The 25,953-nt window shown below is 61.9% G+C and carries 23 protein-coding genes; 11 read left to right on the top strand and 12 right to left on the bottom strand.

Going from position 1 to position 25,953, the window contains the following annotated elements; genetic code table 11:
• Positions 1-18: 18 nt before the first annotated feature.
• Genes RSO41_RS00635 through RSO41_RS00625 form a run of 3 tightly spaced genes read right to left on the bottom strand, consistent with a single transcriptional unit; the run spans position 19 to position 1,776 of the window.
• Positions 19-909 (bottom strand): metal ABC transporter permease, encoded by an 891-nt coding sequence (locus RSO41_RS00635; RefSeq protein ID WP_315616757.1) that lies wholly within the window; start codon positions 907-909, stop codon positions 19-21.
• A complete protein-coding gene (locus RSO41_RS00630; protein ID WP_315616755.1) occupies positions 893-1,627 on the bottom strand; it encodes an ABC transporter ATP-binding protein in 735 nt (244 codons plus the stop codon). Before RSO41_RS00630 ends, RSO41_RS00635 begins: the two co-directional genes overlap by 17 nt.
• On the bottom strand, positions 1,627-1,776 hold the full coding sequence (locus RSO41_RS00625; protein WP_275288141.1) for a hypothetical protein: 150 nt from the start codon (positions 1,774-1,776) through the stop codon (positions 1,627-1,629). Before RSO41_RS00625 ends, RSO41_RS00630 begins: the two co-directional genes overlap by 1 nt.
• 207 nt (positions 1,777-1,983) lie before the next feature.
• On the opposite strand from RSO41_RS00625, the gene betT reads away from it, so the two are divergent.
• Both betT and RSO41_RS00615 read left to right on the top strand, forming a co-directional pair.
• Positions 1,984-4,044, top strand: a complete 2,061-nt coding sequence (gene betT, locus RSO41_RS00620; protein WP_315616752.1) for a choline BCCT transporter BetT — start codon at positions 1,984-1,986, stop codon at positions 4,042-4,044.
• Between the two features lie 123 nt (positions 4,045-4,167).
• Entirely contained in the window at positions 4,168-4,719 is a 552-nt protein-coding gene (locus tag RSO41_RS00615) for an outer membrane beta-barrel protein (protein ID WP_315616750.1), read from the top strand.
• A gap of 33 nt (positions 4,720-4,752) precedes the next feature.
• Here RSO41_RS00615 and RSO41_RS00610 read toward each other — a convergent pair whose 3' ends face one another.
• Positions 4,753-5,622 (bottom strand): WYL domain-containing protein, encoded by an 870-nt coding sequence (locus RSO41_RS00610; protein WP_315616748.1) that lies wholly within the window; start codon positions 5,620-5,622, stop codon positions 4,753-4,755.
• A 154-nt stretch (positions 5,623-5,776) separates the two neighbouring features.
• Between RSO41_RS00610 and cas1f the strand changes: the two genes are divergently transcribed.
• From cas1f to cas6f, 6 genes are all read left to right on the top strand, one after another.
• On the top strand, positions 5,777-6,751 hold the full coding sequence (cas1f, locus tag RSO41_RS00605) for a type I-F CRISPR-associated endonuclease Cas1f (RefSeq protein WP_315616746.1): 975 nt from the start codon (positions 5,777-5,779) through the stop codon (positions 6,749-6,751).
• Positions 6,748-10,107 carry a type I-F CRISPR-associated helicase Cas3f gene (gene cas3f / locus RSO41_RS00600; RefSeq protein WP_315616744.1) on the top strand — a complete coding sequence of 1,120 codons (3,360 nt, stop codon included), beginning with the start codon at positions 6,748-6,750 and terminating at the stop codon, positions 10,105-10,107. Before cas1f ends, cas3f begins: the two co-directional genes overlap by 4 nt.
• A 78-nt stretch (positions 10,108-10,185) precedes the next feature.
• On the top strand, positions 10,186-11,562 hold the full coding sequence (gene csy1 / locus RSO41_RS00595; protein WP_315616742.1) for a type I-F CRISPR-associated protein Csy1: 1,377 nt from the start codon (positions 10,186-10,188) through the stop codon (positions 11,560-11,562).
• Complete coding sequence (gene csy2 / locus RSO41_RS00590) at positions 11,549-12,541, top strand: type I-F CRISPR-associated protein Csy2 (RefSeq protein WP_315616741.1); 993 nt, start codon at positions 11,549-11,551, stop codon at positions 12,539-12,541. The genes csy1 and csy2 overlap by 14 nt, the downstream gene beginning before the upstream one ends.
• A 17-nt stretch (positions 12,542-12,558) precedes the next feature.
• Complete coding sequence (gene csy3 / locus RSO41_RS00585; RefSeq protein WP_315616740.1) at positions 12,559-13,635, top strand: type I-F CRISPR-associated protein Csy3; 1,077 nt, start codon at positions 12,559-12,561, stop codon at positions 13,633-13,635.
• A 3-nt stretch (positions 13,636-13,638) separates the two neighbouring features.
• A complete protein-coding gene (gene cas6f, locus RSO41_RS00580) occupies positions 13,639-14,208 on the top strand; it encodes a type I-F CRISPR-associated endoribonuclease Cas6/Csy4 (RefSeq protein ID WP_315616739.1) in 570 nt (189 codons plus the stop codon).
• Positions 14,209-14,599: 391 nt separating this feature from the next.
• On the opposite strand, the gene RSO41_RS00575 is transcribed toward cas6f, so the two are convergent.
• Positions 14,600-15,538 carry a glycerophosphodiester phosphodiesterase gene (locus RSO41_RS00575; protein ID WP_315616737.1) on the bottom strand — a complete coding sequence of 313 codons (939 nt, stop codon included), beginning with the start codon at positions 15,536-15,538 and terminating at the stop codon, positions 14,600-14,602.
• Positions 15,539-15,672: 134 nt separating this feature from the next.
• Between RSO41_RS00575 and RSO41_RS00570 the strand changes: the two genes are divergently transcribed.
• Both RSO41_RS00570 and RSO41_RS00565 read left to right on the top strand, forming a co-directional pair.
• Entirely contained in the window at positions 15,673-16,263 is a 591-nt protein-coding gene (locus tag RSO41_RS00570) for a DUF4202 domain-containing protein (protein ID WP_315616735.1), read from the top strand.
• A 110-nt stretch (positions 16,264-16,373) separates the two neighbouring features.
• Positions 16,374-16,652 carry a hypothetical protein gene (locus tag RSO41_RS00565; RefSeq protein ID WP_315616733.1) on the top strand — a complete coding sequence of 93 codons (279 nt, stop codon included), beginning with the start codon at positions 16,374-16,376 and terminating at the stop codon, positions 16,650-16,652.
• A gap of 87 nt (positions 16,653-16,739) precedes the next feature.
• On the opposite strand, the gene RSO41_RS00560 is transcribed toward RSO41_RS00565, so the two are convergent.
• Together RSO41_RS00560 and RSO41_RS00555 are read right to left on the bottom strand one after the other, a co-directional pair.
• Positions 16,740-17,996 carry a dicarboxylate/amino acid:cation symporter gene (locus RSO41_RS00560; RefSeq protein ID WP_315616731.1) on the bottom strand — a complete coding sequence of 419 codons (1,257 nt, stop codon included), beginning with the start codon at positions 17,994-17,996 and terminating at the stop codon, positions 16,740-16,742.
• Between the two features lie 118 nt (positions 17,997-18,114).
• Complete coding sequence (locus RSO41_RS00555) at positions 18,115-18,891, bottom strand: dienelactone hydrolase family protein (RefSeq protein ID WP_315616729.1); 777 nt, start codon at positions 18,889-18,891, stop codon at positions 18,115-18,117.
• A 191-nt stretch (positions 18,892-19,082) separates the two neighbouring features.
• Here RSO41_RS00555 and RSO41_RS00550 point away from each other — a divergent pair, with 191 nt between their 5' ends.
• Positions 19,083-20,297: an ABC transporter substrate-binding protein gene (locus RSO41_RS00550; RefSeq protein WP_315617579.1), complete on the top strand. Its 1,215-nt coding sequence runs from the start codon at positions 19,083-19,085 to the stop codon at positions 20,295-20,297.
• Between the two features lie 151 nt (positions 20,298-20,448).
• Here the strand turns inward: RSO41_RS00550 and RSO41_RS00545 are convergent, their stop codons facing one another.
• The 5 genes from RSO41_RS00545 to RSO41_RS00525 all read right to left on the bottom strand — a co-directional run bounded on the left by RSO41_RS00545 (position 20,449) and on the right by RSO41_RS00525 (position 25,874).
• Complete coding sequence (locus RSO41_RS00545) at positions 20,449-21,753, bottom strand: branched-chain amino acid ABC transporter permease (RefSeq protein WP_315616727.1); 1,305 nt, start codon at positions 21,751-21,753, stop codon at positions 20,449-20,451.
• Entirely contained in the window at positions 21,750-22,757 is a 1,008-nt protein-coding gene (locus RSO41_RS00540; protein WP_315616725.1) for a branched-chain amino acid ABC transporter permease, read from the bottom strand. The genes RSO41_RS00545 and RSO41_RS00540 overlap by 4 nt, the downstream gene beginning before the upstream one ends.
• A 40-nt stretch (positions 22,758-22,797) precedes the next feature.
• A complete protein-coding gene (locus RSO41_RS00535) occupies positions 22,798-23,502 on the bottom strand; it encodes an ABC transporter ATP-binding protein (protein WP_315616723.1) in 705 nt (234 codons plus the stop codon).
• Positions 23,503-23,586: 84 nt separating this feature from the next.
• Complete coding sequence (locus tag RSO41_RS00530) at positions 23,587-24,357, bottom strand: ABC transporter ATP-binding protein (protein ID WP_315616721.1); 771 nt, start codon at positions 24,355-24,357, stop codon at positions 23,587-23,589.
• 71 nt (positions 24,358-24,428) lie between these two features.
• Positions 24,429-25,874 (bottom strand): sodium-dependent transporter, encoded by a 1,446-nt coding sequence (locus RSO41_RS00525; protein WP_315616719.1) that lies wholly within the window; start codon positions 25,872-25,874, stop codon positions 24,429-24,431.
• Between the last annotated feature and the right edge of the window lie 79 nt (positions 25,875-25,953).

Below are 25,953 nucleotides of genomic sequence, written 5' to 3'. Positions count from 1 at the left end.
GGAGGATCTCCCGGAGAGTCAGTGAGGAGTGGGTGAGCCCAGCGGTGCGGCACGGCGCCGGTGACGAGCGATGAGGCTGTGGTGGCGGCCGAACAGCGCCGAGACAATGTACGCCAGGCCGGCCAGCAGGATGATCGCCGGGCCGGAGGGCAGGCTGAAGTGATACGACAGCAGTAGACCGCCCAGGTTGGCGACCAGGGCGATGACGATGGCGATGGCGATCAGGCCTTCCAGCCGTTGGCTCCAGAAGCGTGCGGTGGTGGCCGGCAGCATCATCAGACCCACCGCCATCAGGGTGCCCAGGGTCTGGAAGCCGGCGGTCAGGTTGAGTACCACCAGGCCCAGGAAAACGCCATGCACCAGGCCGCCGCGTACGCCCTGCCCGCGCAGGAACAGCGGATCGAGACACTCGACCACCAGGGCGCGGAAGAGCACTGCCAGGGCCAGCACGATCAGCGAAGCGATGCCGGCGATCAACAGCAGGGCGGTGGTATCCACGGCCAGTATCGAGCCGAACAGCACATGGGTCAGGTCCACGCTGCTGCCGCCTAGTGACACCATCATGACGCCGGCGGCCAGCGAGATCAGGAAGAAGCTGGCCATGGCCGAGTCCTCGCGATGGCCGGTCATCTGCGAGACGCTGCCGGCGAGTATGGCCACCAGGATGCCCGACAGAATGCCGCCGAGGCTCATGATCGGCAGCGAGAAACCGGCGAACAGAAACCCCAGGGCGATGCCGGGCAGGATGGCGTGGGACATGGCATCGCCGATCAGGCTCATGCCGCGCAGCATCAGAAAGACCCCCAGGGGCGGGGCGGCCAGCGACAGGGCCAGGCCGGCGACCACGGCGCGGCTCATGAAACCGTACTCGAAGGGGGCGATCAGCCAGGCGTCAAGCAGTGCCAGCATGGGGAAGGTCCGAAAAGTCGATGGGCAGGCGAGGCGCGCGAGCGGGCTGGCCCGTGTGATGGTCGAGCAGGGCCTCGGGCCCCACCCAGCGGCCATGGCCACCGGCCAGCAGCAGGACATCGTCGGCCAGGCGAGACAGCTGCTCCATGTCGTGCAGCACCACCAGGATGGTGGCACCGGCGGCGGCCATGTCGCGCAGCACCTCCATCAGCACCTCGACGGTCTCACCGTCGACATTGGCGAAGGGCTCGTCGAGCAGCAGCAGCTCGGCCTCCTGCATCAGGGTGCGGCCGATCAGGGCCCGCTGGCGCTGGCCGCCGGAGAGCTCGCCCAGTTGACGGTGGGCCAGGTGAGAGATGCCCAGCCGCGCCATGATCTCCCGTCCCCGGCGATAATGCGCGGCGCAATATCCCTTCAGGGCGCCATGGCTCGGCCAGGTGCCGGTCATGATCAGCTCCTCGACGCTCATCGGGAACGTCAGATCCAGAGCGAGCTGCTGGGGCAGCCAGGCGCAGCGCTCCCGCGAGACGCTGCATTCCACGCGGCCGGCCACCGGCGGCAGCATCCCCATGAGCGCCGAGATCAAGGTGCTCTTGCCGGCGCCATTGGCGCCGATCAGGGCGGTGATCGCCCCATCCTGAAAACGGCCGTTCAGGTGCTCGAGGACCGTCTGTCCGCCTCGGGCCAACTGCAGATCGTGAAGCTGCAGACGCGCCATCAGCCCGCTCCCCCGAGTGCCCAGGCCACCGCCAGCCACAACAGGACCAGTGGCGCCGCGGCGAGCAGCAGGCGTCGCGTCGCGGACAGCGACATCAGGGAAAAGTGGCACGGCCCCTCGGGGCGGTGACGGTGAGTGCGATGCGCCATGGTGATGAACCTCCGGTAAGGCGCAGGGTTATAACATAACATAACAGGCGAGGCCAAACGGTGCCGTTGCCTTGCCGGGGGCGCCGCGTTGACATCATCGGGGAAAATTGTTGCGATGCAGCGCCTTTGGCCGGGTAGAGTCTGATCATGCGGCTATCATTACTCCGCATGTCACTACCTTATCTTTCCACCAAACGAGTTCATCCTATGACCACGGATACGCACAAGGAGGTCGAGGAGCGCGATCGTCTCAATCCGGTCGTCTTCTACAGCTCCGTTGTCGGTATCGTCGTCTTTTCCCTGTGGACGATGCTGGCCACCGAGCAGGCCAATGGCGTGATCGGCGCCGTACTGGGCTGGATATCCCAGACGTTCGGTTGGTATTACTTTTTGACCGTCGTGATCTATCTGGGCTTTGTGATCTATCTGGGTTTTTCCCGCTACGGCAAGATTCGCCTCGGCCCTGAGCACTCGCGACCCGACTTCAATCTGTTCTCCTGGTCCGCCATGCTGTTTTCGGCGGGCATCGGCATCGGGGTCATCTTCTTTGCCCTGGCCGAGCCAGTGACCCAGTTCTACAACGCGCCGGAAGCCCCCGACGGACAGGTTGCCGCGGCACGCCACGCCATGCAGTTGACCTTTCTGCATTGGGGCCTGTCCGGCTGGGGCATCTACACCCTGGTGGGCATGTCGCTGGCCTTCTTCAGCTACCGCCACAACCTGCCGCTGACCATTCGCAGTGCCCTGTACCCGATCTTCGGGCAACGTATCTACGGCGCCATCGGGCATGTCGTCGACACGGCGGCCGTGCTCGGCACGGTATTCGGCATCGCGGCCAGCCTGGGGATCGGCGTCATTCAGCTCAACTTCGGGCTGGACTACATGTTCGGCATTCCCGAAAGCACCTGGACCCAGGTCGTGCTGGTGCTGGGGATCGTGCTGTTTGCCACCATCTCGGCGGTCACCGGGGTGGAGCGCGGCATTCGGCGGCTCTCGGAGTTCAACATTCTGCTGGCCGTGCTGTTGCTGCTGTTCGTGCTGTTCGCCGGCAAGACCATCTTCCTGCTCAACGCGTTGGTGATGAACATCGGCGATTACCTCTCCGGTTTCGTCAGCATGTCGTTCAACACCTATGCCTTCGATCCGCCCGAAGGCTGGCTCAATGCCTGGACGCTGTTCTTCTGGGCCTGGTGGATCGCCTGGGGGCCCTTCGTCGGTCTCTTCCTGGCGCGCATCTCGCGTGGCCGCACCATTCGTACCTTCGTGCTGGGCACGCTGACACTGCCGATCATCTTCATGATTCTGTGGATGTCTCTGCTGGGTAACAGCGCCATCGACATGGCCATGAACGGTGCCACGGACTTCGGCCAGCGCATCATGGAGAACCCGCCGGCCGGCATCTATCTGTTCCTCGAGGAGTATCCGGCCCCCATTGTCACGACGATGGCGGTCAGCATCCTGGCCATCGTGTTCTTCGTCACCTCGGGTGACTCCGGTGCCCTGGTGCTGTCGAACTTCACCTCGATCTTGAAGAACGTCAATTCCGATGCCCCGATCTGGATGCGCATCCTCTGGTCCATGGTGATCGGGGTGCTGACGCTTTCCCTGTTGCTCGCCGGGGGACTGGGTGCCTTGCAGAGCGCCGTGGTCATTACCGGCCTGCCCTTCTCGATCGTGCTGTTCTTCATGATCGCCGGGTTGCACAAGGCACTGAAAATGGAAGCCTTCAAGGAAGACAGCCGCCTGCTCAGCCTCTCGGGCCAACTGTCCGGTCGCACCGGCGGCGAACGTGGCCGACGCGATAACTGGCAGCACCGCCTCAAGCGATCCATGAGTTTCCCCAACGAGAAGCAGGCCAAGCGCTTCATGAACGAGACATGCCTGCCGGCGCTGGAGGCCGTGCGTGACTCCCTGGGCGAGCAGGGTGTCGAGGTGGAGGTCAATCAGGGCGTGCAGAACGGCTATGACTACATGTCCCTGAACGTCGACCTGCAGGACGAGCAGAACTTCACCTATCAGGTGTGGAGTCAGGGCTTCCCCACGCCAGGCTTCGCCATGCATACGCCTCAGGCCGACAAGCGCTACTATCGTGTCGAGGTCTACTTGCTGGAAGGTAGCCAGGGGTATGACCTGATGGGGTACAGCCAGGAACAGGTCATCGAGGATGTGCTCGACCAGTACGAACGGCACATGCAGTTCCTGCACCTCAACCGGCTGGAGCCCGGCCATATCAATATGCCGGACAGTCCAGAGCAGCCACCGGCCTGATAAGGCCGAGGCTCGCCGCGATACGCCGCCGGTCCCGCGAGGGGCCGGCGGCGTTTTGCCATGGGCCCCTCGACGGGGTGGACTGATAAACTGGGCACTCACTCTTGCTGCAAGGATGACGCAATGTCTCTCGAACGCGCATTGCCGACGCTCGGCGCCCTGGGCGTGGCCGGCCTGCTGGCCCTGGCGGCCCCCAATGCCTTGGCCACCGGCGATACCGGCCTCTACCTCGGGGGCGGCGTCGGCCAGACCCATGGCGATGGCAATTTCGACGACGAGGCCGAGCACTGGAAACTGGTGGGTGGCTATAACGTTGGCTGGTTGCCTTTCCTGGACGTGGGCGCGGAGCTGGCCTACGTCAATGCCGACACCCTCGAGGGCGAGGCGAATGGCCAGTCGGCCAGTCTCGATGTCGAGAGCGTGCAGGCCACCGGCGTGCTGGGCTGGAGCCTCGGGCCGCTGGGCCTCTATGCCAAGGCCGGCATGGCCGACTGGGATGCCGAGCGTCGCGGCCGTGGCATCGGCGCTGATCTCTCCGGCACCGACCCCGTCTACGGCGTGGGTGCGCGGTTCGGCCTGCTCGGGTTGACCGGTCGCCTGGAGCTCGAGCGCCTCGATACCGACGAGATCGGCAAGCTGGACATGGTGACGGCCGGCGTGGTCTATACCTTTTAAGCCCGACCCCGACCTGACATCAGGACTCAGGGCTCAGGACCAGAGAATCCAGGAGGCCAGAGACTCGCGGTTGGCAATCTCGATCTGCTGGGCGCGGGGGTTGGCCTCCGCATGGTGCGGGTTGACGCCCAGTTCACGCAGGGCATAGCGCGCCAGGGCACCACGACAGTGCAGCTCCAGCTCGCCGTCGTGCATGCCGTAATCCTGTGCCAGCAGGTCACGCTCAGCCCGGGGCAGACGCCGATCGGGAATCAGGCGTACCGCCACGCGGGTCTGCCAGCGCTCGTCGTGCTCGGCACCATGGTCACCGAGCATGTGACCTGCATCCTCCGGCACGCCGCGAAAGCGGCTGAGCACGAAATCCCGATAGTTGCGATGTTTCTCGCAGTAGGCTCGCACATGCCAGCGCCCGGCGGCGAACACCAGGGTGTGCGGTACGAGAATACGATCCTCGCCCCCCGGGCTCGAGAAGGACGCATACGTCGCCTCCAGCCGGCGCCCCTCCCGGGCCGCCTTGACCACCTCTCGTACTACGTGCGGGGATATCACCCGGCTCGGCATCGGCAACGACTCGGTGTTCGCCGCCCCCATGCCGAGGCCGGCGAAAGGCGACCCCAGCGTATCGTGGGCATTCAGCAGGTGTAGGTACTCATCGACCCGGCCCTGGGTGAAGCGAGGCAGGAAATCGAGGCTCGGCAGGAAACCGTGGCGGGTATCGTCGTACGTCAGGTTCTCCGGGGCCAGGTCCCGGTAGCGACGCAGCACCTTCTGCGCCTGCTGGCGACCGATCCCGAACGCCTCACCGATCTGACCGGCCACGACCCGGCCTTCCCACAGCGCCAGAATCTCGATCAGCCGATAGCGTGCCAGGGTGTCCCAGGCAAGGGGCGTGTGCGCACTCATGACGGCCTCCATCCTTGGTTGCCATATTCAACCCGACGATCATGCCCCGAATTGTAGCCGGGTTGAAGAGTATCGTGGATGGATGTCCATGGGTGGCGGGGATAGAAAGGGCGTGCTTGGATGGGGAGGACGACAGGGCAGTAAGGGCAACAGCATGGATGACCTTTCTCCATCGGATCTCAAGACGATTCTGCACTCGAAGCGTGCGAACCTGTACTACCTCCAGCATTGTCGCGTGTTGGTGAATGGTGGCCGTGTCGAGTATGTGACCGACGAGGGCAAGGAGTCGCGTTACTGGAACATTCCCATTGCCAACACCACTTCATTATTACTGGGCACGGGAACCTCGATTACCCAAGCCGCGATGCGCGAACTAGCCAAGGCAGGAGTACTGGTTGGTTTCTGCGGAGGTGGCGGAACGCCACTTTTCGCGGCCAACGAAGTGGATGTCGATGTTGCCTGGCTAACACCGCAGAGCGAATATCGACCGACTGAATATCTGCAGCACTGGGTGCGCTTCTGGTTTGACGACGAAAAGCGTCTAGAGGCTGCCCGCGCCTTCCAGATGGCTCGGTTATCGCGTATCGAGACACTATGGCAAAGTCGACCTCTCAAGGAAGCGGGCTTTGAAATATCCGCACAGCACCTGAGTGATGTATTGGCACAGCATAGAAACGCGATTGCCAATGCGGCCGATACGGTCGAATTGCTGACCCTCGAAGCGCGTTTGACCAAGATGCTGTTCAAAGTGGCGACGCAAGCGGTGAGTTACGGCGAATTCACGCGTGCCAAACGAGGTAGCGGAACCGACCCTGCCAACCGGTTTCTCGACCATGGCAACTACCTAGCCTATGGGTTAGCGGCAACCGCGACATGGGTATTGGGGATTCCTCATGGCTTGGCGGTGCTGCATGGCAAGACCCGCCGGGGTGGGCTGGTCTTCGATGTCGCTGACTTGGTCAAGGACGCCATCATTCTTCCGCAAGCGTTTTTGTCAGCCATGCGGGGCGACGAAGAGCAGGAGTTCCGTCAGGCCTGTATCGAACGGCTGACGCGCACCGAATCTCTCGATTTCATGATCGATACGCTAAAAGCCGTGGCTCTGGACCTCGGAGGGCCTGGCGCATGAATGTGCTGTTGGTCTCTCAATGTCACAAGAATGCCCTCAAGGAAACTCGGCGCATTCTGGATCAATTTGCCGAGCGCCGAGGGGAGCGCACCTGGCAAACCCCCATCACACTTGAGGGGCTCGACACCCTCCGGAAGTTGTTGCGCAAGACGGCCCGCAAAAATACCGCCGTGGCGTGTCACTGGATTCGTGGTCACGACCACAGTGAACTGGTGTGGGTGGTAGGTGATGCCAAGCGCTTCAACCTGCAAGGAGCGGTGCCCACCAATACGACGTCGCGGGATATCCTTCGTCGTGAAGACGAAAACGACTGGCATAGTGGCGAGGATATACGTCTGCTGGCGTCCATGGCGGCACTACTGCACGACTTGGGGAAAGCGTCCGTAGCCTTCCAGCAACGCCTGCAAGGCAAGCTGGAAGGGCGCAACTTGTATCGCCATGAGTGGGTGTCGCTGCGCCTTTTCCAGGCCTTCGTCGGTGATGACGATGACGTGGCCTGGTTAACGCGGCTCGCCGAAGGCCGCTATCAAACGCAAGACTGGCTAAAGGAGTTGGAGCACGATGGGCTAGATGCCAATCCTTCTGCTGTATTCCGCCGATTGCCGCCGTTAGCGGCCGCACTTGGCTGGCTGGTCATTAGCCACCATCGTTTACCTCTCAAACCTCCCGACGACACTTCGGACATGGCGGCCCGCTGGGGGAGCCGTAATGTCACGCTACAAATGGAGCAGTTGGATGATCTGCTAGGGCTCATCGATGCGCAGTGGAATGAAATTCCCGCAACACAAGAGTCGGCACGTATCACGCCCTATTGGCAATTCGAGCATGGCTTACCGGTGGAAACACGGCGTTGGCAGGAGCGGGCGGCCAAGCAAGCGAAACGCCTTTTGACACGTCTTTGCGGCGACACCAACTGGCTCGATAGTCCTTATGTCATGCACCTTTCCCGCTTGTGCCTGATGCTTGCCGATCATCACTATTCTAGCCTCGAGGACCCTGTGCACCGTGTGCCCGGTGAGCCTCAGTATCCGCTGGTAGCCAATACCGTGCGCAAGACAGGGCAACCGAATCAATTGCTGGATGAGCACATTCTGGGTGTCGAGAAACATGCGGCAGTGGTGGCGCGGGCGCTCCCCAGTGTTGATAGCCACCTGCCTCGCCTGGCCCGACATAAAGGCTTTCGCAAACGTAGTAACCATGTGCGTTTCCGCTGGCAGGACAAGGCGTTCGATCTTGCCCAGTCGCTGCGTGAACGCAGCCAGCGCCAAGGTTTTTTCGGAGTCAACATGGCCTCCACGGGCTGCGGTAAGACGCTGGCCAACGGACGTATCCTGTATGCGCTGGCCGACCCGGAGCAGGGTGCACGCTTTTGTATCGCGCTGGGACTCCGCACGCTCACCTTGCAAACCGGTCAAGCCTTGCGTGAACGCCTCAACCTGGGAGAAGACGAACTCGCGGTGAGGGTCGGTGGCAGTGCCAACAAAGCGCTTTTCGATCACTACGAACGTGAAGCCGAGGCCAGCGGCTCCGCCTCTCGTCAGGGACTGATCGATGAAGATGCCCACGTCGTGTTCGAGGGCAATTTCGAGGGTCATCCGCTGCTTAAACGTCTGGGAGATGAGCCGGGAACGCGCTCACTGGTTGCCGCCCCTATTCTGGTATGCACCGTGGATCACTTGGTGCCGGCGACCGAAAGCACGCGAGGGGGCCAGCAGATTATCCCCATGTTGCGCCTGATGAGCAGCGACCTGGTGCTCGATGAAATCGACGACTTCGATATCAACGATCTGCCTGCGCTAACACGCTTGGTCCATTGGGCGGGGCTGCTGGGCTCGCGCGTGTTGCTGTCATCGGCCACCTTGCCTCCCGCTCTGGTGCGAGGCTTGTACGATGCCTACCGCAGTGGGCGTGAAGCGTACCAACGCCATCGCGGAGAGCCGGGTTTGCCGGTGGATATCTGTTGCGCGTGGTTCGATGAGAATGATCGCCAGCATCATGACTGTGCCGATGGTGACGCATTCAGCGCCGCGCATGCCGCTTTTGCTGAGCGTCGGCTCAAGCGCTTGGCCGATAGCCCTGTGCGTCGGCGAGGGGAGCTCATCCCCATGCCGTCTCTGGGAAAACGACCGGAAGAGATTCGCGCTGGCCTGGCCGGATTGCTACGTGACCAAGCTGGCCAGCTGCACGAGCGTCACCATTCTTGCGACCCGATAACGGGCAAACGCGTGAGCTTTGGCCTGATACGCATGGCCAATATCGACCCTCTGGTGGATGTCGCCACTGAACTGTTCCAGTTGGGCGCCCTCGATGGCCAGCGGATTCATCTGTGTGTCTATCACTCCCGTCATCCGCTCGTCATGCGCTCGGCGATCGAACGCCGGCTAGATAAAACACTGCAGCGCCATGAGCCCAAAGAGGGCGAACCAGAACGCGTGTTTCAACAACCGGATATACGTCGCTTGCTGGATAGCAGCGAAGAGAGCGATCAGTTATTTATCGTTCTAGGCTCGCCGGTAACCGAAGTCGGTCGTGACCACGATTACGACTGGGCGATTGTCGAGCCCTCTTCCATGCGCTCGATCATTCAACTGGCCGGGCGTGTCTGGCGGCATCGCGAAAAGCGTTGCGATACGCCGAATATCCAACTCCTGGAGACCAACCTCAAACATCTGGAAGACCCCGGGCGCCTCGCCTTCCAGCGCCCGGGGTTCGAGACGGACGAATCCTGGCGACTCAATAGCCATTCGCTGAATGCATTGCTTGCGCCGGAAGACTATCAGGTCATCGATGCTCGGCCGCGTGTGCTGGCGCATGAGACCTTGCAGCCGCGTGACAGCCTGGTGGATCTGGAGCATCAACGTCTGACAACGCAGATGATCGAGCAACCCGCTTCACCATTGACCAAGAAAGAACTCAGGTTGGGAAAAAAGCCGCCATTATCGCCACTGGGGGCTTATAGCTGGTATGTCGTACCGCGCATGCATTTGACCGGCGTATTGATACAGCGTCAGCCATTCCGTCAGCAAACACAGACGGATGTGGACTTGGCCCTGTTGCCCGACGAGGGCGGTGAAACCTGGACGCTGCACCGGGTTGAGGACGGTACCAAGCGTGGCGAAACGCTTTACGTGGAGGTGGAAGAAAGCCTGCTGACGCGAGTCGATCTGGCGTCAGAGCAAGGTGACCGGATTCAACCCTGGGGAGCCGACGACTACCTGACGGCGCTTGCCGACCTCGCCGAGGATCTGGATATCTCGCTTGATCGAGCTGCACGAACGTTTGGCATCGTCAGCGCACCCGAAAGCACGCATGGATGGTGCTACCACCCCTTGTTGGGGTTTGTGAAAAAGAGGTGAGTGAATTGGTAAATAAAGCAATATAAGGTGAACGGTAAATTATTATTCATTCAATGAGTGTGTCGATTAAGGTGATCTATGGAAATGACACAACAAGCAGCAGGCATACGCGAGGTCATCGAGCGCTTCATAAAGGAACGCTTCGATGCCAAAGCGGAAAAGCTGGCTCCCGATGGTTCCAAGTACCAAGCGTTGGTTGAACAGTTTCAGCGTGATGCCTGGCTTGAGGATGCCGCTCGGCGTGTCAGTCAGCTTCAAGTCGTGACCCACTCCCTAAAACCCATTCATCCGGATGCCAAGGGCTCTAACCTATATGCACCCCCTGAGTCTCTTGACAAGCATTCCGTGGTGGGAAGTCATGTGTTGCCAATAGACTTCGACGGCGATGTCGTGGGCAATGCCGCGGCTCTCGATGTATATAAATTCTTGAAGATCGAGTACGACGGCACATCATTGCTGGAGCGGGTGCTTGAGGACGATGCTGAGCTGGCGCGTGCCTTGAGCGATACTCCTGAGCAGTCACAAGTCTGGATGCAGTCCTTTTCTGCCATTACCGAGCCTCGCGGTGAGCATGCTTCTCATACCCGTGCCAAGCAGGTGTATTGGCTGACAGGCGAAGATGCGGTCGATAATGAGGAATTCCACCTATTGGCGCCGCTCTATGCGACCTCGCTGGCGCACCGAGTCTTTCAGGCAATCAATCATGATCGTTTCAGCGATATGGCCAAGGAGGCTCGCAAGGCAAAGCGCGAGGGTCGTGCTGGCGAACAAGAAGTTCATGATTACCCCAATATGGCCGCACAAAAAATGGGCGGCACAAAGCCACAGAATATTTCGCAATTGAATAGCGAGAGGGGCGGAAATAATTACTTGCTGGCCTCGTTGCCACCCCGCTGGAATGTACGCGATATACGTCCGCCGCTAAAGGTAGATTCGGTACTAGACGAACCCGGTATATTTGGTCGACGAAAGGAAGTGCGGTCGTTGGTCGGTGACCTGAAGCACTTTCTTGAAGCCGCCCCCAATACGGATATGCATACCCGTGATCTGCGCGATGACTACACTGCGATGATCCTGGATGAGCTCGCGTTGTTTACGATGCAGATGCATGAGCTCTCGCCGGGCTGGAGTGCTGACGAAAACTGTCGCCTGTCGATGGAAGAAGCTTTCTGGCTTGATCCTGGCCGCGCACAGGACGATAGCGACTTTCGTGAAGCGCGTAATAATACCGACTGGCCTGGCGAGGTTAGGCGACGATTCGCCAATTGGCTCAATAAGGCGCTTGGCGGAAAGTTGCCTTTGGGCGATGTGGAATTTCGCCACTGGCACAAGGAACTTTCCCGGGATGCCAATCAGCAACGCTTGTTGGATAGCGACCGCCGTTGGATGGAAGCCTTGATGGACGACCTGGAAAGTATCGACGATTGGCAGGAGGAAGGTGATGAGCAAGGTTAATAATCTTCTGGTACTGCCGCGTCTCCGTGTACAAAGCGCTAATGCGATTTCGAGTCCTATGACGTGGGGGTTCCCGGCCATGAGTGCTTTTGTGGGCATGATGCATGCATTGGAGCGCAAGTTGGCTGCAGCGGATATTAACGTATCGTTGGAGCGTGTCGGTGTGGTGTGCCATGACGTCGAGGCGCAAGCGACCGAGGGTGGCTATCCCCGAGCCTTTCACCTCACGCGTAATCCTCTTTCAACATATGCTGAGAAAAAGAAAATCAATACGGATGGCAGCGTTACGACGCCTTCTTTTGTTGAGGAAGGGCGTATGCACCTGGATATTACCCTGATATTCGCTATCGATGCCAAGGCTTCGGACGAACAGCGCCAGCATATCGCTCAAGAGACAGGAGATATCGTTTCCGGGATGCGCATCGCGGGTGGCAGTGTGATGCCGAACCCTCGGGTTTCACCTGACCGGCAACGTCCCACGTGGATTGCTCTAGACGATGATTCCAGTGAACGCGAAAAACACTTTAAGCGCTTGAAACGCCGTTGGTTGCCAGGCTTCGCCCTGGTATTACGAGATGATCGTCTTGCTGAACACTCCCGTACTCTACAAGCTGAAGACGAAAACGCGACAGCGCTGGATGCCTGGCTTGACCTTTCGCGTCTCAACTATCAATGCCAGGTCGACTCCGAAAGTGGCGAGTTGCGTTGGGAAGTACGGCGTCCTTACCCGGGATGGCTGGTTCCGATCCCGGTGGGCTATGCCGCGATCTCGAAGCAGTTCGAACCGGGTAGCGTGGCGAATGCAAGAGATACGCAAGTTCCGTTCCGTTTTGTGGAAAGCATTTACTCCATTGGCGAGTGGGTTAGTCCTCATCGTTTGACGTCCCCTGAGGATTTGCTCTGGTATGTCGATAACGATCTCGATGCCGGTTTGTATCGCCTCAATAATGACTATATCCAGCGTGCCCAGCGCACCTAATGACCAGGAGCTGAAAGATGGCTAAGAAAGACGACGCACTTAAAACCGCTTCCGTTCTTGCTTTCGAACGCAAGCTAGACCCCTCCGATGCATTGCTCTATGCCGGGCAATGGTCGCAGCGTGATGCGCTGGAAGACTGGCAGGCGTTGACGATTCGTGAAAAGTCGGTGCGCGGCACGATCTCCAATCGCCTCAAGGATACTAGCAAGGAGCATAAAGACCCGGCGAAACTTGATGCCGCAATCGAGAAGCCCAACCTCCAGACTGTCGATGTCGCCACTTTGCCCCATAACACTGACACGCTGATGGCACGTTTCACATTGCGGGTGCTTGGCGGCGCTGGTATCCCGTCGGCGTGCAACAACGCCGACTATCAAGCCAAGTTGCAACAGGCCGTTGCGGACTATGTGAAGACGCACGGGTTTGGGGAACTGGCCCGGCGTTATGCCCATAATCTGGCGAATGGGCGATTTTTGTGGCGTAACCGTGTCGGCGCCGAGCAAGTCGAGGTGCGCATTCGGCGCATGGAAAAGGGCCACGTCGCCAAAGAATGGACATTCGATGCACTGAGTTTGTCGCTCCGCGGCTTTGACAGTGATACGCAGACTTCGGAGCTGGCGCAGGATATTGCAGACGCTCTCGCGGGCGAGCGTCATTTGATCCTGGAAGTCATTGCCTTTTCGCATGTGGGTAACGGGCAGGAGGTCTTCCCTTCTCAGGAACTGATCGTTGACCAGAGCCAGACAAGGACTGTGAACGGAAAAGCCATTAAGAAGAGTAAGACTCTATACACAGTAAAAGTGGGAGAGCAAGACATCGCGGCGATACATACACAGAAGCTCGGTAATGCCATCCGCACCATCGATACCTGGTATCCGGCGCCGGCAGATGGCAGCGATCTTGGTCCCATCGCCGTCGAACCTTATGGCTCCGTGACAACTCAAGGCACAGCCTACCGCCAGCCCAAGCAGAAGGTGGATTTCTACTCGCTGTTGGATAACTGGATGCTCAAGGACCAAGTACCGAACACGGAGCAACAGCACTTCGTGATGGCGACCTTGATTCGCGGTGGTGTCTTCGGCGAAGCGGGGTAAGCCATGGATCATTATCTCGATATTCGGCTACGCCCTGACCCCGAGTTTCCGGCGGCAATGCTGATGAATGCACTCTACAGCAAGCTCCACCGGGCGCTTTACGATCTGCAGGCCGATGACATCGGCGTTAGCCTGCCCGATCACAAGACCGGCGTGCGAGCACGCACACCGGGGGGCCGGTTACGACTGCACGCTCAGCAGAGTCGGCTCGAAGAACTCATGGCACTCTCCTGGTTGGCGGGTATGCGTGACCACGTAGCGTTGTCGGACATTGCGCCGATTCCGGAGGAAGCGAGTCACCGTTGCGTGGTGCGCCGGCAGTTCAATACGGGTGGTCCAAGCCGGGTCAAGCGCTACGCGCGTCGCCACGACATCAGCGAAGAAGAGGCGCGCCAATGCATGTCGGCACCCGCTGAACGAAAGATTTCACTGCCGTTCGTGCAGGTGAACAGCCGCTCAAGCGGCCAGCGCTTTGCACTGTTCATTGAGCATGGAAATCTGCAAGCGGAACCGACGACCGGACGCTTCAATCATTATGGCTTGAGCCGTGAAGCGACCGTGCCTTGGTTTTGACCCTTTTTCGAGAACCCTCTGCTGAGGCATAGAAAATCAATAAGTTAACGCCACTTCCTGGAAAAGGGTGTGGCGCTTTCTTTGCAGGGATGCTCTTTAACAATCAGTTGGTTAGCTGTGATAAGCTCTAGTTCGCTGCCGCCCAGGCAGCTCAGAAAGACCTCAGCACCGGTGACCTGGGTGGCGATGAGTTCGCTGCCGCCCAGGCAGCTCAGAAAATGACGCTGACGTACTCGACGCGCAGGTCGACGTTCGCTGCCGCCCAGGCAGCTCAGAAAGAAAACAGCGTGCTTGCCCCTCTCATGCTAGCGTTCGCTGCCGCTCAGGCAGTTCAAGAAAAGGAAAAGCCGCCTCGCGGGCGGCTTGGAGGGTGCGTTGCTTTCCAGGCAGCTCACTCTCCCCTGACGTCCTTCAACCGATCGGGGAAGTTGGTGAAGAGGCCGTCGACGCCCCAGTCGAGCAGTTGGCGCATCGGGTCTTTCTCGTTGATGGTGTAGATGTGCACCAGCAGGTCGTTGGCGTGGGCCTGGTCGATGAAGTCGGCGTCGATCACCGGCTGGCCGTCGTAGAGGTAGTTGGGGCCGACGCCTGTGGCGTAGTCGGCGATGGCCTGGAAGTCGGCGTCGGTGATGTTCTCCGGGCTGGGGGTGACGCCGGTCCATTCTTCGAGCGTCTCGCCGTCTTCGCCGGGGGAGTACCAGAGCAGCTGGATCAGCGGGATGTCGGGGTTGAGGTCGTGCACTTCCTTCAGGCTGGCCTGGCTGAAGGACTGGATGATCACCGAGCCCGATTGTACCAGGCCTTCGGCTTCGACCTTGCTGACCAGGGCGTCCTGCAGCTCGGGGTAATCCTCGGGAGATTTGGTTTCGATGTAGTAGCGCACATCCTGGCCGTAGCGGTCGATGACTTCGTCCAGGGTGAGGATCTCGGCGCCGGCGTAGGCGTCGTCGGCGCGTTCGGGGTGGGCCTCGTTGAACCAGCTGCCGGCGTCCAGCGTCTTGAGTTCGTCGAGGCGGCGTTCCTTCACCGGCCCCTGAGCGTCCGTGGTGCGGTCCAGGGTGGTGTCGTGGATGGCGACCAGTTGTCCATCGGCGCTCATGTGCACGTCCAGCTCGAGGTAGTCGGCGCCCATGGCCAGTGCCTTGTCGTAGGCGGGCCAGGTATGTTCGGGCGCGTGGCCGCTGGCACCACGATGGGCGATGACCTGAAAGCCTTCGAGGTCCTGGCGCTGCTGTTCGAGCGCGTCGGCCTGGGAGGCGAGCGGTGCCATGAGGGTGGCGCTGCCCAGCAGGGCGAGCGTGGACGACAGGGCGGGGCGATGTGAAAACATAGGCATCCTTTTATTGAATGTTCGTGCAATAACCTAACCGCCCTATGGGGCTTCCTGCAAATCGGTGCCCTGGCAGGCGCGGCGTGTTTACATGGGGGCGACCGTTTCTATAAGGCCTTGAGTTGGAGATCATCATGACATCATCGTCTGCCTATCAGCGGGCACTCGACGCTCTGGATGCCCTGCACGCGGAGGATCCGCGCCGGGTAGAGGTCGAAGGGCAGTCCTTGCCCAAGGAGTTGTGGCACGCCGGGCGTATGAGCGCCTGGCTGGAGTGTCTCGAGGCATCGCCCGACGAGCTCGTGCGCCTGGCGGTGCGCGGCCAGCATCTGCAGCGCTGGGAAGTGCCGCGCGATGCGTATCCCGAGGGCCGCGTGGGGTATCTCACCTGGCGGCGCGACCAGGGGCAGCGGGCCGGCGAGACCACGGCGAAGCTGATGTGCGAGGCTGGCTTCGAGGAGGAGGACGCCGAGCGCGTGGCGCGCATGATCCGCAAGCAGGGGCTGGGGCGCGATGCCGGTACCCAGGCGGTGGAGGATTGTGCCTGTCTGGTGTTCCTGGAGAACTATTTCGCGGATTTCTCACGTCAGGTGGAACGCGATCACCTGATCCGCATCGTGCGCAAGACGTGGGGCAAGATGTCACCGCAGGCGCGCGAGCTGGCCCTGGCGTTGCCGATGAGCGAGGAGGCGAGGGAGATCGTGGAGGCCGCGCTTCGTTCGTGACCGCCTTGACAGATTGTCGCACCCTGGCCAAGCTTAAAAATGATAATTGTTATCATTCATAGGGCTGATTGGTATCGGTCCGGAGAGCGGGCAACGCGAGGGAGAGTGACATGGCCTATCACATCAAGACGGCGTTTCGCGGTACGAATCCTATCCTGCAGATCTGCGATGTCAGCTCGGGCTCGGTGCGCATGGCCTGGGAGTATCCGAAGGACGATCTGGAGCGCGACGATGATCCGGAGTTGCTGGCGATGCGCCGGGAGGAGGCCATCCATGATCTTTTTCGGCGCCTGTTCCTGCTGACCACCGAACAGTATCTCAAGGGCGAGCTCGAGCCGATGCCTCGGCTGGGGGCCTGGCGTCGAGCGCCTCGTCCCGGTGCGGAGTGAGCGTCAGGTGGCGAGGCCGCGATGGCAAAGGCCGCCACGGCTGTTGCCTGGTGGCGGCCTTCCTGCTTCCGGCGGTCGGGGAGGGAATCAGCGCTGGGTTCTGGCGTTGTAGACGCTCTCGTCCAGTTCGCCTTCGCTCTTGCCGACCAGGGTGGTAACCATCAGGTCACCGGCCACGTTGACGCTGGTGCGGGCCATGTCGAGGATGCGATCGATACCCGCAATCACCGCAATGGCCTCAAGCGGCAGGCCGATCTGGGCCATGACGATGGACAGCATCACCAGGCCCGCGCCGGGCACGCCGGCGGTGCCGATCGAAGCCAGGGTGCCGGTGACGATGATCATGCCGTAGTCGGCCATACTCAGGTCGACACCCAGCAACTGCGCGATGAACACCGCGACCACGCCCTGATAGATGGCGGTACCGTCCATGTTGATGGTGGCGCCCACCGGCAGTACGAAGCCGGCCACCCCTTCCGAGACGCCGAGGTTGTTGCGGGCGCAACGCAGCGAGACCGGCAGGGTGCCGGAGGAGGAGGCCGAGGAGTAGGCCACCACCAGGGCGTCGAGGATGCCTTGCAGGTAACGCAGCGGGTTGAGGCGACCGAGCAAGGCCAGCAGACCGGAATAGACCAGCAAGATATGCAGCGCGCTGGCCAGGTAGGCCACGCCGATCACCTTGGCCAGTGGCAGCAACACCTCGAGCCCGTAGTTGCCCGCCACATGGGCGATCAGCCCGAAGACGCCGAAAGGCGCAAAGGCCATGACGATATTGGTCAGCTTGACCATGGCCTCGGCGAAGCTTTCGAACACCTTCACTACGGGCTCGCCTTTCTCGCCGATCAGGGTCAGCGAGATGCCGAGCCCGATGGCGAAGACGATGATCTGCAGGATGTTGCCGTTGGCCAGGGCGTCGATGGGATTCTGGGGCACCAGGCCGACCAGGATTTCCACCAGGGTGGGCGCTTCCTTGGGTTCGACGCCGGACTCGAAGGTCATGTCCAGCCCCACGCCGGGCTGGAAGATCCAGGAGGCGAGCAGGCCGATGGCGATGGCGAAGGCCGTGGTCAGCAGGTACAGGGCGATGGTGCGCAGGCCGATGCGGCCCATCTTCTGCGGGTCGCGCATGGCGGTGATGCCGACCACCAGGGTCGAGAACACCAAGGGTACGATCAGCATCTTGATGGCGTTGATGAAGATATCGCCGAGGGGCTTGAAGAGGCTGGCCTGTTCGCCCATCAGGGCGCCGGCCAGCACGCCCAGTACCAGGCCGGCGAGGATCTTTTGCCACAGGGGGATGCGCTGCCAGAGATTGGGGCTGGCGGCCGGGTCGTGATTGGACAAGAGGTGACTCCTTTCTGTATCGGCGCTCTTGGGTAGTGAATTTCAATGGTGAGCGCGGGATTCTACAGAAAGGAGTCGCGCGTAACTTGCAGAAATGCGTCCTTGTGGACTGCGTTGGCTACAGGGCTTCGTCGAGCAGGGAATGGAAAGCCGCCCAGGACTTCTCGTCGGCACGTGCCTGGTAGCGGTCGCTGCCGATGACGGTGAAGGCATGGGGGGCGCCGGAGTAGACCTCGATCTCGTAGGTGACGCCGGCGGTTTCCAGCTCCTCGGCGAGGGAGGCGACGTCGGACATGGTGATGGCGGTGTCGGCGCCCCCATGGGCGACCAGGATGGGCGGGGTGTCGGCGGCATACGACTGTCCTTCCGGTGTGCCGAGGCCGCCGTGGAAGGTGGCGTAGCCATGCACGTCCTCGGCCTGTGCGGAGCGGGCCAGTTCCAGCACCACGGCGCCGCCGAAGCAGTAGCCCATCACCACGGTCGGCCGCGCGACACCCTGCTGGCGTGCTTCCTCCAGGCCGGCCAGGGTCAGGCGACGCATGCGTTCGCGGTCGTCGTAGAGCCGTGCGGTCTCGGCCTTCCTGGCGTCGGTTTCCACGGGGCGATTGCCCTTGCCGTAGAGGTCGATGGCGAAGGCGTCATACCCCTGGGCGGCGAGCATGTCGGCGCGTTGACGTTCGTAGTCGGTCAGGCCGTCCCAGTCGTGGACGATCAGCACGGTGCCTCGGGCTTCGTCGGGGGCGCTGGCGAGATAGCCGGTAAAGGCCTCGTCGCCTACCTGATAGTCGATGCCGTGACCGCCGGGCTCATCGGCCAGGGCGGTGCCGGTGAAGCCGGCAAGCATCAGGCTGCCGAGCAGCAGGCCTCGGAGCGTCGGGGTCGCGGTGCGTCTCATGAAAGGGCTCCCGTAGGTCGTGGTGGTCGGAAGGTGAACGAAAAGCGTGGTTCCCGGCGGGGGAGTGGCACCTCAGTATAGGACGACATCCTCGTGTGGTGCCGAACGTTGGCAGAACCGGCTTGTTTTTTATCGTCTCACCTTCCAGATTGAGGGGGTGTGATCCTGTGTAACCAGAAGCGAGACCAACAATCATGAAGAAGCGCGTTCTAGCGATGGCGGTGGCGGCGTCCTCCGTGGCATTTGCCGGCCTGGCTCAGGCCGAGGTGAAGATTGGCTTCCTCGGTGGCTTCACCGGGGGGATCGAGAGCCTGACGCCGCCGATCTTCGACGGCGCCCAGCTGGCGGTGAAGCAGATCAATGAGCAGGGAGGGCTGCTGGACGGCGAGGACATCGCCATGCCCACCGGGGACACGACCTGTTCCGATGCGTCGGCGGCGTCCAATGCGGCGGATCGCATGGTCAATACCGAGCAGGTCACGGCCATCGTCGGGGCCCTGTGTACCGGGGCCACCGTTGCGGCGGCCAACAACGCGGCGGTGCCCGGCGGTGTGACCATGGTGTCGCCGGCTTCCACGGCACCGGCAGTGACCGATATCGACGATAACGACCTCGTCTTCCGCACGGTGCCCTCGGATGCCTTCCAGGGCAAGATGCTGGCCAAGCTGCTGCTGGACAAGGGCATCGAAGAGGTCGTGGTCACCTACGTCAACAATGACTACGGCAGCGGCCTGGACGAGGCCTTCACCACGGCCTTCAAGGAAGGCGGTGGCACGGTGGCGGAGAACCTGCCCCACGAGGACAACCGCGCCGACTACCGTTCCGAACTGGGCCGGCTCTCTTCCACTGGTGTGCCCAACCTGGTGGTTCTGGCCTATGCCGATACTTCGGGCCAGACGGTGCTGCGTCAGGCCTACGAAAGCGGCATGTTCACCCAGTACATCGGGGCCGACGGCATGGTCGGCGATAGCCTGATCAAGGCGATCGGCGCCGATGTGCTCGACGGCATGATCGCCACGCGGCCGGGTAGCCCGGAGCTGCCGGGTACCGAGATCTTCAACGAAGCCGCCAAGGCCGCCGAGATCGATCCCAGCGCGGTGTTCGCCGCTCAGGCTTATGATGCAGCCTTCCTGCTGGGCCTGGCCATCGAGCAGAACGGCAATGCCGAGCGCGAGGGGCTTTCCGAGGCGCTGCGCAGCGTTGCCTCCGCGCCGGGCGAAGTCATCCTGCCGGGTGAGTGGGAGAAGGCCAAGGAGCTGATCGCCGCTGGCACCGAGATCAACTACGAGGGCGCCTCGGGCACCCACGAGTTCGACGAGAACGGTGACGTGCCGGGCGTGGTGCTGGAGATGGTGGTCGAAGACGGAGCCTTCACCAGCCAGGGGTACGTCAGCGAAGACGAGTAAGCGCCACGACGCGCCTGATACGTAAAGGGTAAGGATAAGTAAGGAGTAAGGCGGTGAGGGGGTAGGTGTGCTCCCCCTCGCACCTTACTCCTTCTTTCTTACCCCTCACTCCTTACGCCTCACTCCTCACTCCTCACTCCTCACTCTTCACTCAATCCACGTGCCTGACTGTCTCGGGCAGCATGCCCTTGGGCGCGAAACGCAGTACCAGGCTGATCAGCAGGCCGATCACGAAGACCCTGGCCTGCAGGGCGCGGCTGTCGAGATTGGTAGGAACGTCCCAGCCGAAGACCCCGGCACCGGCGTTGGCAGCCCACTCCATCAGGCTGAGTGCCAACGGTCCCGACATGATCCAGATGACGTAGACCGCGACCGCACCGAAGATGGTGCCCAGGTTGTTGCCCGGTCCGCCGAGAATCACCATCACCAGGACCAGAAAGGTGTGGTTCAGGGGCAGGTAGCCCTGCGGATCGAAGATGCTGTTGAAGCTGGCCAGCACGGCGCCGCCGATGCCCATCAGGATGCAGCCCAGCACGAAGATCTCCAGGCGGCGCTTGTTGATGTCCTTGCCCATGGCGGCGGCGGAGACTTCATTGTCGCGGATGGCGCGGATCATGCGCCCCCAGGGAGCGTTGTAGGCGCGGTGCAGCAGGAAGAAGATCGCCGCGATGATCACGGCGGTGACCGACAGGTACAGGGCCCGCGCCAGGGTGAAGCCCACCTCGGAAGGACCGGGAACCGGCCATGGCAGGGGCGAGACGGTGGCCGTACCTCGGGTCAGCCAGTCGGCGTTCTTGAGGAAGGCCTTGATGATCTCGGCGATGCCGATGGTGGCGATGGCCAGATAGTCGCTGCGCAGCCCCAGGCAGACATGGCCGATGAAATAACCGACCCCGCCGGCCAGTGCGCCGCCGATGATCCAGCCGAACCATACGGGAAGGGCCATGCCGCCGATGAAGCCGGCCTGTGATTCGATCTGGCCGGCGACCTCGCGGAAGTGGGTGATCACTGCCATGTAGAGCACCACACCGAGAACCACGGCGATGGCGGTGCGCAGCAGTCTGGGGACGCCGATCCGGTCGAGCCGGGTGGCGGCGACGACCAGGACGATGGCGCCGGCCATGTAGAGCAGTGCCAGCCCCAGCTCGCCGGGCAGCTCGCTGTTCCAGAAGGCATCGTTGACCGGAATGCTGAAGAACATGGCACAGAAGCCGCCGAGGGCCACGAAACCCATGACGCCGGCGTTGAACTGCCCGGCGTAGCCCCACTGGATGGTCAGCCCCAGGGCCAGGATGGCGTAGCAGGCCGACTCCACCAGCATGCGGGTGCCGTAGGCGGGCCCCATGGCGGCATAGACCACCAACACCACGGCCAGCAACCCGAGTAAGAGGATCAGCTCGCGCAGCGGGAAGCGACGTGGCGCGGCGACGGTATCGGAGCGTTGTGGTTCTGTCATGTGATCACCTTGCCCTTGAAGATGCCTGTGGGGCGCCACACCAGGATGGCAACGAGGATGAAGAAGGGCACCACGATCTTGTATTCGGTGCCGACGAAGGCCAGGTTTTGCGGTAAATCGAGCCACTCCGGCAGGCTGTCGCGGAAGGGGCGGAGCAGCAGGCTCCAATTGAAGACGGCCAGCGACTCGGCGAAGCCGACCACGAAGCCGCCGGCGATGGCGCCGAAGGGGTGGCCCACGCCGCCGACGATGGCTGCGGCGAAGATCGGCAGCAGCAGGAAGAAGCTGAGATCAGGCTTGAAGGTCACGTCCAGCGACAACAGGGTGCCGGCGATGGCGGCCAGGCCGCCGGCGAGTATCCAGGTCACCGCCACAATGGTGTTGGTGTTGATGCCCGAGGCCTGGGCCAGATCGGGGTTGTCGGACATGGCGCGCATGGCCTTGCCCAGCCGCGAACGGCTGAGGAAAAAGTGCAGCGCCACCACACTGATGAGCGTCAGGGCGAACAGGTAGAGCTGGGGTTCGGTGATCACCACCGGTACCCGTACTCCCTCGATGGGGATGGGCAGGCGAAAGATCTCCTTGCGGTCATCCACATAAAGGCTGGAGCCGCCGGTGCCGGAAAATATCCGGATCAGTCCCTGCAGCATCAGGGTCACGCCCAGCGAGGCGATTACCATGACGATGGGCTTGACGCCGTGGGCACGCAGCGGCTTGTAGAAAGTGCGGTCGATGCCGACCGCCAGCCCCGCGGTCAATGCCATGGCCAGAGGCATCATGAGGATCGGTGTGGGCACGCCGATGGCCGCGCCGGCTTGTGGGAACAGCGTGGTCAGTAGCAGCACCATAAAGGCGCCGAAGGTCATCATGTCGCCATGGGCGAAGTGGGCGAAGCGCATGATGCTGAAGATCAGCGTCACGCCCACGGCGCCCATGGCATAGATCGAGCCGGAGACGCTGCCGGCGATCACCACGTTGTTGATGAAAAAGACGATTTCGTTCAAGGCACAGCCTCCAGATGGTTCCGTCGACGTCGAGCGAGGCTCAGCCGCCCAGAAAGCTCTTGGCGACGTCCGGGTCGGCCAGCAGGGCCGCGCCGGTGTCGGTGAAACGGTTCTGGCCGGCGGCCAGCACGAAGCCCTTGTCGGCGATGCCGAGCGCCTGCTTGGCGTTCTGCTCGACCATCAGGATGCCGACGCCGGCGGCGTTGATTTCCTTTACCCGGGCGAAGATCTCGTTCATGTAGCGCGGTGATAGCCCGGCGGTCGGCTCGTCGAGCAGCAGCAGGTCGGGCTCGGCCATCAGGGCGCGTCCCATGGCGACCATCTGGCGTTGCCCGCCGGAGAGCTCGCCGGCCGGCTGGTGGCGCTTGTCGTGCAGGGGCGGAAAGAACTCGTAGATGCGCGCGAGCATGCGCTTGACGTTGTCAGGCTTGAGGTAGGCGCCCATCTGCAGGTTTTCCTTCACCGTGAGGCTCGGGAAGATGTTGTGCTCCTGGGGCACGAAGCCCATGCCGCGCCGCACCAGCTTGTTGGGGGCCTGGTTCTGGATGGGGTCGCCGTTCAACAGGATCTCGCCCTGGCTGACGTCGAGCAGGCCGAAGATGGCTTTGAGCATGGTCGACTTGCCGGCGCCATTGGGACCGACGATGACGCCGATCTCGTTGGACTCGATCGCCATGTCCACCCCGTTGAGGATGTTCATGCCGCCATAGCCGCCGTGCACATTGCGTGCGTCGAGTAGAGGCATAGAAAGGTCTCTGCGTTGTGTCGGGCTCGCCTCGGCGTCGCCCGCTGCTGTTGTTATCCGAGTGATCCGAATCGCCTGGAGGGCTCAGGCCACGTTGGCACCGAAGTAGGCTTCGATGACTCGCTGGTCGTTGCGTATGTCCTCGATACTGCCCTCGACCATCACGCTGCCCTGGGCGAGCACGATCACCGGGTCGCAGAGGCGTGCGATCATGTCCATGTCGTGTTCGATGACCAGGAAGGTGTAGCCGACCTCGCGGTTGAGTCGTTCGATATTGCGCATGAGGTCACCGAGCAGGGTGCGGTTGACCCCGGCGGCGATCTCGTCGAGCAGTACCACCTTGGCGTCGGTCATCATGGTGCGGCCCAGCTCGAGAAGCTTCTTCTGGCCGCCGGAGAGGTTGCCGGCCAGCTCGTTGCGGACATGATGCAGGCCGATGAAGTCGATGACTTCCTGGGCCCGTCGGCAGACCTCGGCCTCTTCGCGACCCACGGCACCGGGCCTGAGCCAGGTGCTGAACAGGTGCTCGCCGGCCTGGCGGGGCGGCACCATCATCAGGTTTTCCAGCGCCGTCAGGTTGGCGAACTCGTGGGCGATCTGAAAGGTGCGCAGCAGGCCCTTGTGGAAGAGGTCGTTGGCGGAACGGTTGGTGATGTTCTCGCCGTCGAGCCATACCTGGCCGCTGTCCAGCGGCAGGGCGCCGGCAATGATATTGAACAGGGTCGACTTGCCCGCGCCGTTGGGGCCGATCAGGCCGGTGACCGAGCCCTGCTCGACCTGGATTGAGCAGTCGTCGATGACCTGCAGGCCGCCGAAGGCCTTGTTGACGTGTTGTACGTCGATGATGGCAGACATGGTGATTACGTCTCTGTTTGTTCGTTGTTGTCGCCGAGGGGGACTGACCGCCACTCGTCACATTGGCATCTTCAGGGGGGCTGGTGGTTCTCCGTCAGGAAGGTGCGGCTGGCGGCGAAGGCTCCCACGATCACCACGGCGCCGATCAGAGGCAACAGGTAGCCTTCCACCTGAGGGATGGCTCGCAGGAACACGAAGGCCACCGCCGCCGGGGAAACGAAGCGTACCAGAAAGCGCCAAGTGTGGAGCCAGCCTTCGCTGGTGCGCAGCTCCTTCATGACTTCGCCGTGGGTCAGCGCCCAGCCGGCGAAAAGGGCAATCATCAACCCGCCCAGGGGCATGAGGATATGGGTCAATAGTTCCAGCAGGCTGAAGGCGCTGATGCCCAGCACATCGTGGAAGGGGCTGCTGTCGGCCCAGACATTGAAGCTGAACACGGTGAGCAGCCCCAGAGCCCAACTGGCGATGGCCATCACGGCCACCGCCTGGGCGCGATTGAGGTCGAAGCGTTCCACCAGGAAAGCGGCGACCGGTTCGATCATCGAGATGGCCGAGCTGATGGATGCGCCGAGCACCAGAATGAAAAAGACGGCGCCCACCAGCGAGCCGCCGGGCATCTCGGCGAAGGCCAGCGGCAGGGTGACGAACATCAGCCCGGGCCCCTCATCCGGGGCGAGCCCGGCGCCGAAAACCAGTGCAAAAATTGCCAGCCCTGCAATCAGTGCCACGGCGGTGTCGATCACCACGATGGCCAGGGCGGTGCGGCTCAGCGAGGCGTCTCCGGGCATATAGGCGCCGTAGGCCATGATCGCACCCATGCCGAGGCTCAGGGTGAAGAAGGACTGGCCCATGGCGGCCAGCCAGCCCTCGAGGCTGAGGTCGCCCAGCTGGAAGGTGAACAGGAAGTCTGATGCCGTGCCGATGTCGCCGTTCATGACGCTGTAGGCCAGGATGACCAGCAGGATGGCAAGCAGTGCCGGCATCAGTACGCGCAGGCCGTTCTCGATGCCTCGGTGGATACCGAGCCCGACAATCAGGCCCGAGGCGGCGATGAACAGGGTGTGGTAGAGCGTCAGCAGGGCCGGGGAGGCCAGCAGGGCGTCGAAGCCGCTGGCGATAGTGGCGGCATCGGCGCCGGCCAGCGAGCCGGTGAGCATGCGCCAGGTGTAGTGCAGGGACCAGCCGGCGATGACCGAATAGAAGCTGAGAATGATGAAAGCCGAGGCGGCGCCCACCCAGCCGATCGACTCCCAGGCCCGCGAGGTGTCATGCGTGCGGCTCAGAAAGCGCATGCCCATGATCGGGCTGCGACGACTGCTGCGGCCGAGCAGGATCTCGGCGATCAGGATGGGCACGCCGACCGCAAAGAGCGTCACGATGTAGATCAGCAGGAAGGCGCCACCGCCGTTCTCGCCCGCCAGATAGGGGAAACGCCAGAGATTGCCGAGCCCTACCGCCGAACCGACGGCGGCCAGCAGGAAGGTACCCTTGTGTGTCCAGATGTTGTTCGTGCTCATGGAGGTTCCGCGATTGCCCAAGGCTGGAAGATGTCCGCGCCGGGGGGCCAGCCGAATCGCCGTCAACTTTGCGACACAG

Origin of the sequence: Halomonas sp. I1 (assembly GCF_032334135.1) — a bacterium.
Lineage (GTDB): Bacteria > Pseudomonadota > Gammaproteobacteria > Pseudomonadales > Halomonadaceae > Halomonas.
The sequence above is the reverse complement of the archived record's forward strand: the minus strand, read 5'-3'. Positions and strand labels throughout refer to the sequence as shown.

Bases quoted from the DNA above. Each gene is read 5' to 3' on its own strand.
- RSO41_RS00635 (WP_315616757.1), bottom strand. From the start codon at position 909: ATGCTGGCACTGCTTGACGCCTGGCTGATCGCCCCCTTCGAGTACGGT.
- RSO41_RS00630 (WP_315616755.1), bottom strand. From the start codon at position 1,627: ATGGCGCGTCTGCAGCTTCACGATCTGCAGTTGGCCCGAGGCGGACAG.
- RSO41_RS00625 (WP_275288141.1), bottom strand. From the start codon at position 1,776: ATGGCGCATCGCACTCACCGTCACCGCCCCGAGGGGCCGTGCCACTTT.
- betT (WP_315616752.1), top strand. From the start codon at position 1,984: ATGACCACGGATACGCACAAGGAGGTCGAGGAGCGCGATCGTCTCAAT.
- RSO41_RS00615 (WP_315616750.1), top strand. From the start codon at position 4,168: ATGTCTCTCGAACGCGCATTGCCGACGCTCGGCGCCCTGGGCGTGGCC.
- RSO41_RS00610 (WP_315616748.1), bottom strand. From the start codon at position 5,622: ATGAGTGCGCACACGCCCCTTGCCTGGGACACCCTGGCACGCTATCGG.
- cas1f (WP_315616746.1), top strand. From the start codon at position 5,777: ATGGATGACCTTTCTCCATCGGATCTCAAGACGATTCTGCACTCGAAG.
- cas3f (WP_315616744.1), top strand. From the start codon at position 6,748: ATGAATGTGCTGTTGGTCTCTCAATGTCACAAGAATGCCCTCAAGGAA.
- csy1 (WP_315616742.1), top strand. From the start codon at position 10,186: ATGGAAATGACACAACAAGCAGCAGGCATACGCGAGGTCATCGAGCGC.
- csy2 (WP_315616741.1), top strand. From the start codon at position 11,549: ATGAGCAAGGTTAATAATCTTCTGGTACTGCCGCGTCTCCGTGTACAA.
- csy3 (WP_315616740.1), top strand. From the start codon at position 12,559: ATGGCTAAGAAAGACGACGCACTTAAAACCGCTTCCGTTCTTGCTTTC.
- cas6f (WP_315616739.1), top strand. From the start codon at position 13,639: ATGGATCATTATCTCGATATTCGGCTACGCCCTGACCCCGAGTTTCCG.
- RSO41_RS00575 (WP_315616737.1), bottom strand. From the start codon at position 15,538: ATGTTTTCACATCGCCCCGCCCTGTCGTCCACGCTCGCCCTGCTGGGC.
- RSO41_RS00570 (WP_315616735.1), top strand. From the start codon at position 15,673: ATGACATCATCGTCTGCCTATCAGCGGGCACTCGACGCTCTGGATGCC.
- RSO41_RS00565 (WP_315616733.1), top strand. From the start codon at position 16,374: ATGGCCTATCACATCAAGACGGCGTTTCGCGGTACGAATCCTATCCTG.
- RSO41_RS00555 (WP_315616729.1), bottom strand. From the start codon at position 18,891: ATGAGACGCACCGCGACCCCGACGCTCCGAGGCCTGCTGCTCGGCAGC.
- RSO41_RS00545 (WP_315616727.1), bottom strand. From the start codon at position 21,753: ATGACAGAACCACAACGCTCCGATACCGTCGCCGCGCCACGTCGCTTC.
- RSO41_RS00535 (WP_315616723.1), bottom strand. From the start codon at position 23,502: ATGCCTCTACTCGACGCACGCAATGTGCACGGCGGCTATGGCGGCATG.
- RSO41_RS00530 (WP_315616721.1), bottom strand. From the start codon at position 24,357: ATGTCTGCCATCATCGACGTACAACACGTCAACAAGGCCTTCGGCGGC.
- RSO41_RS00525 (WP_315616719.1), bottom strand. From the start codon at position 25,874: ATGAGCACGAACAACATCTGGACACACAAGGGTACCTTCCTGCTGGCC.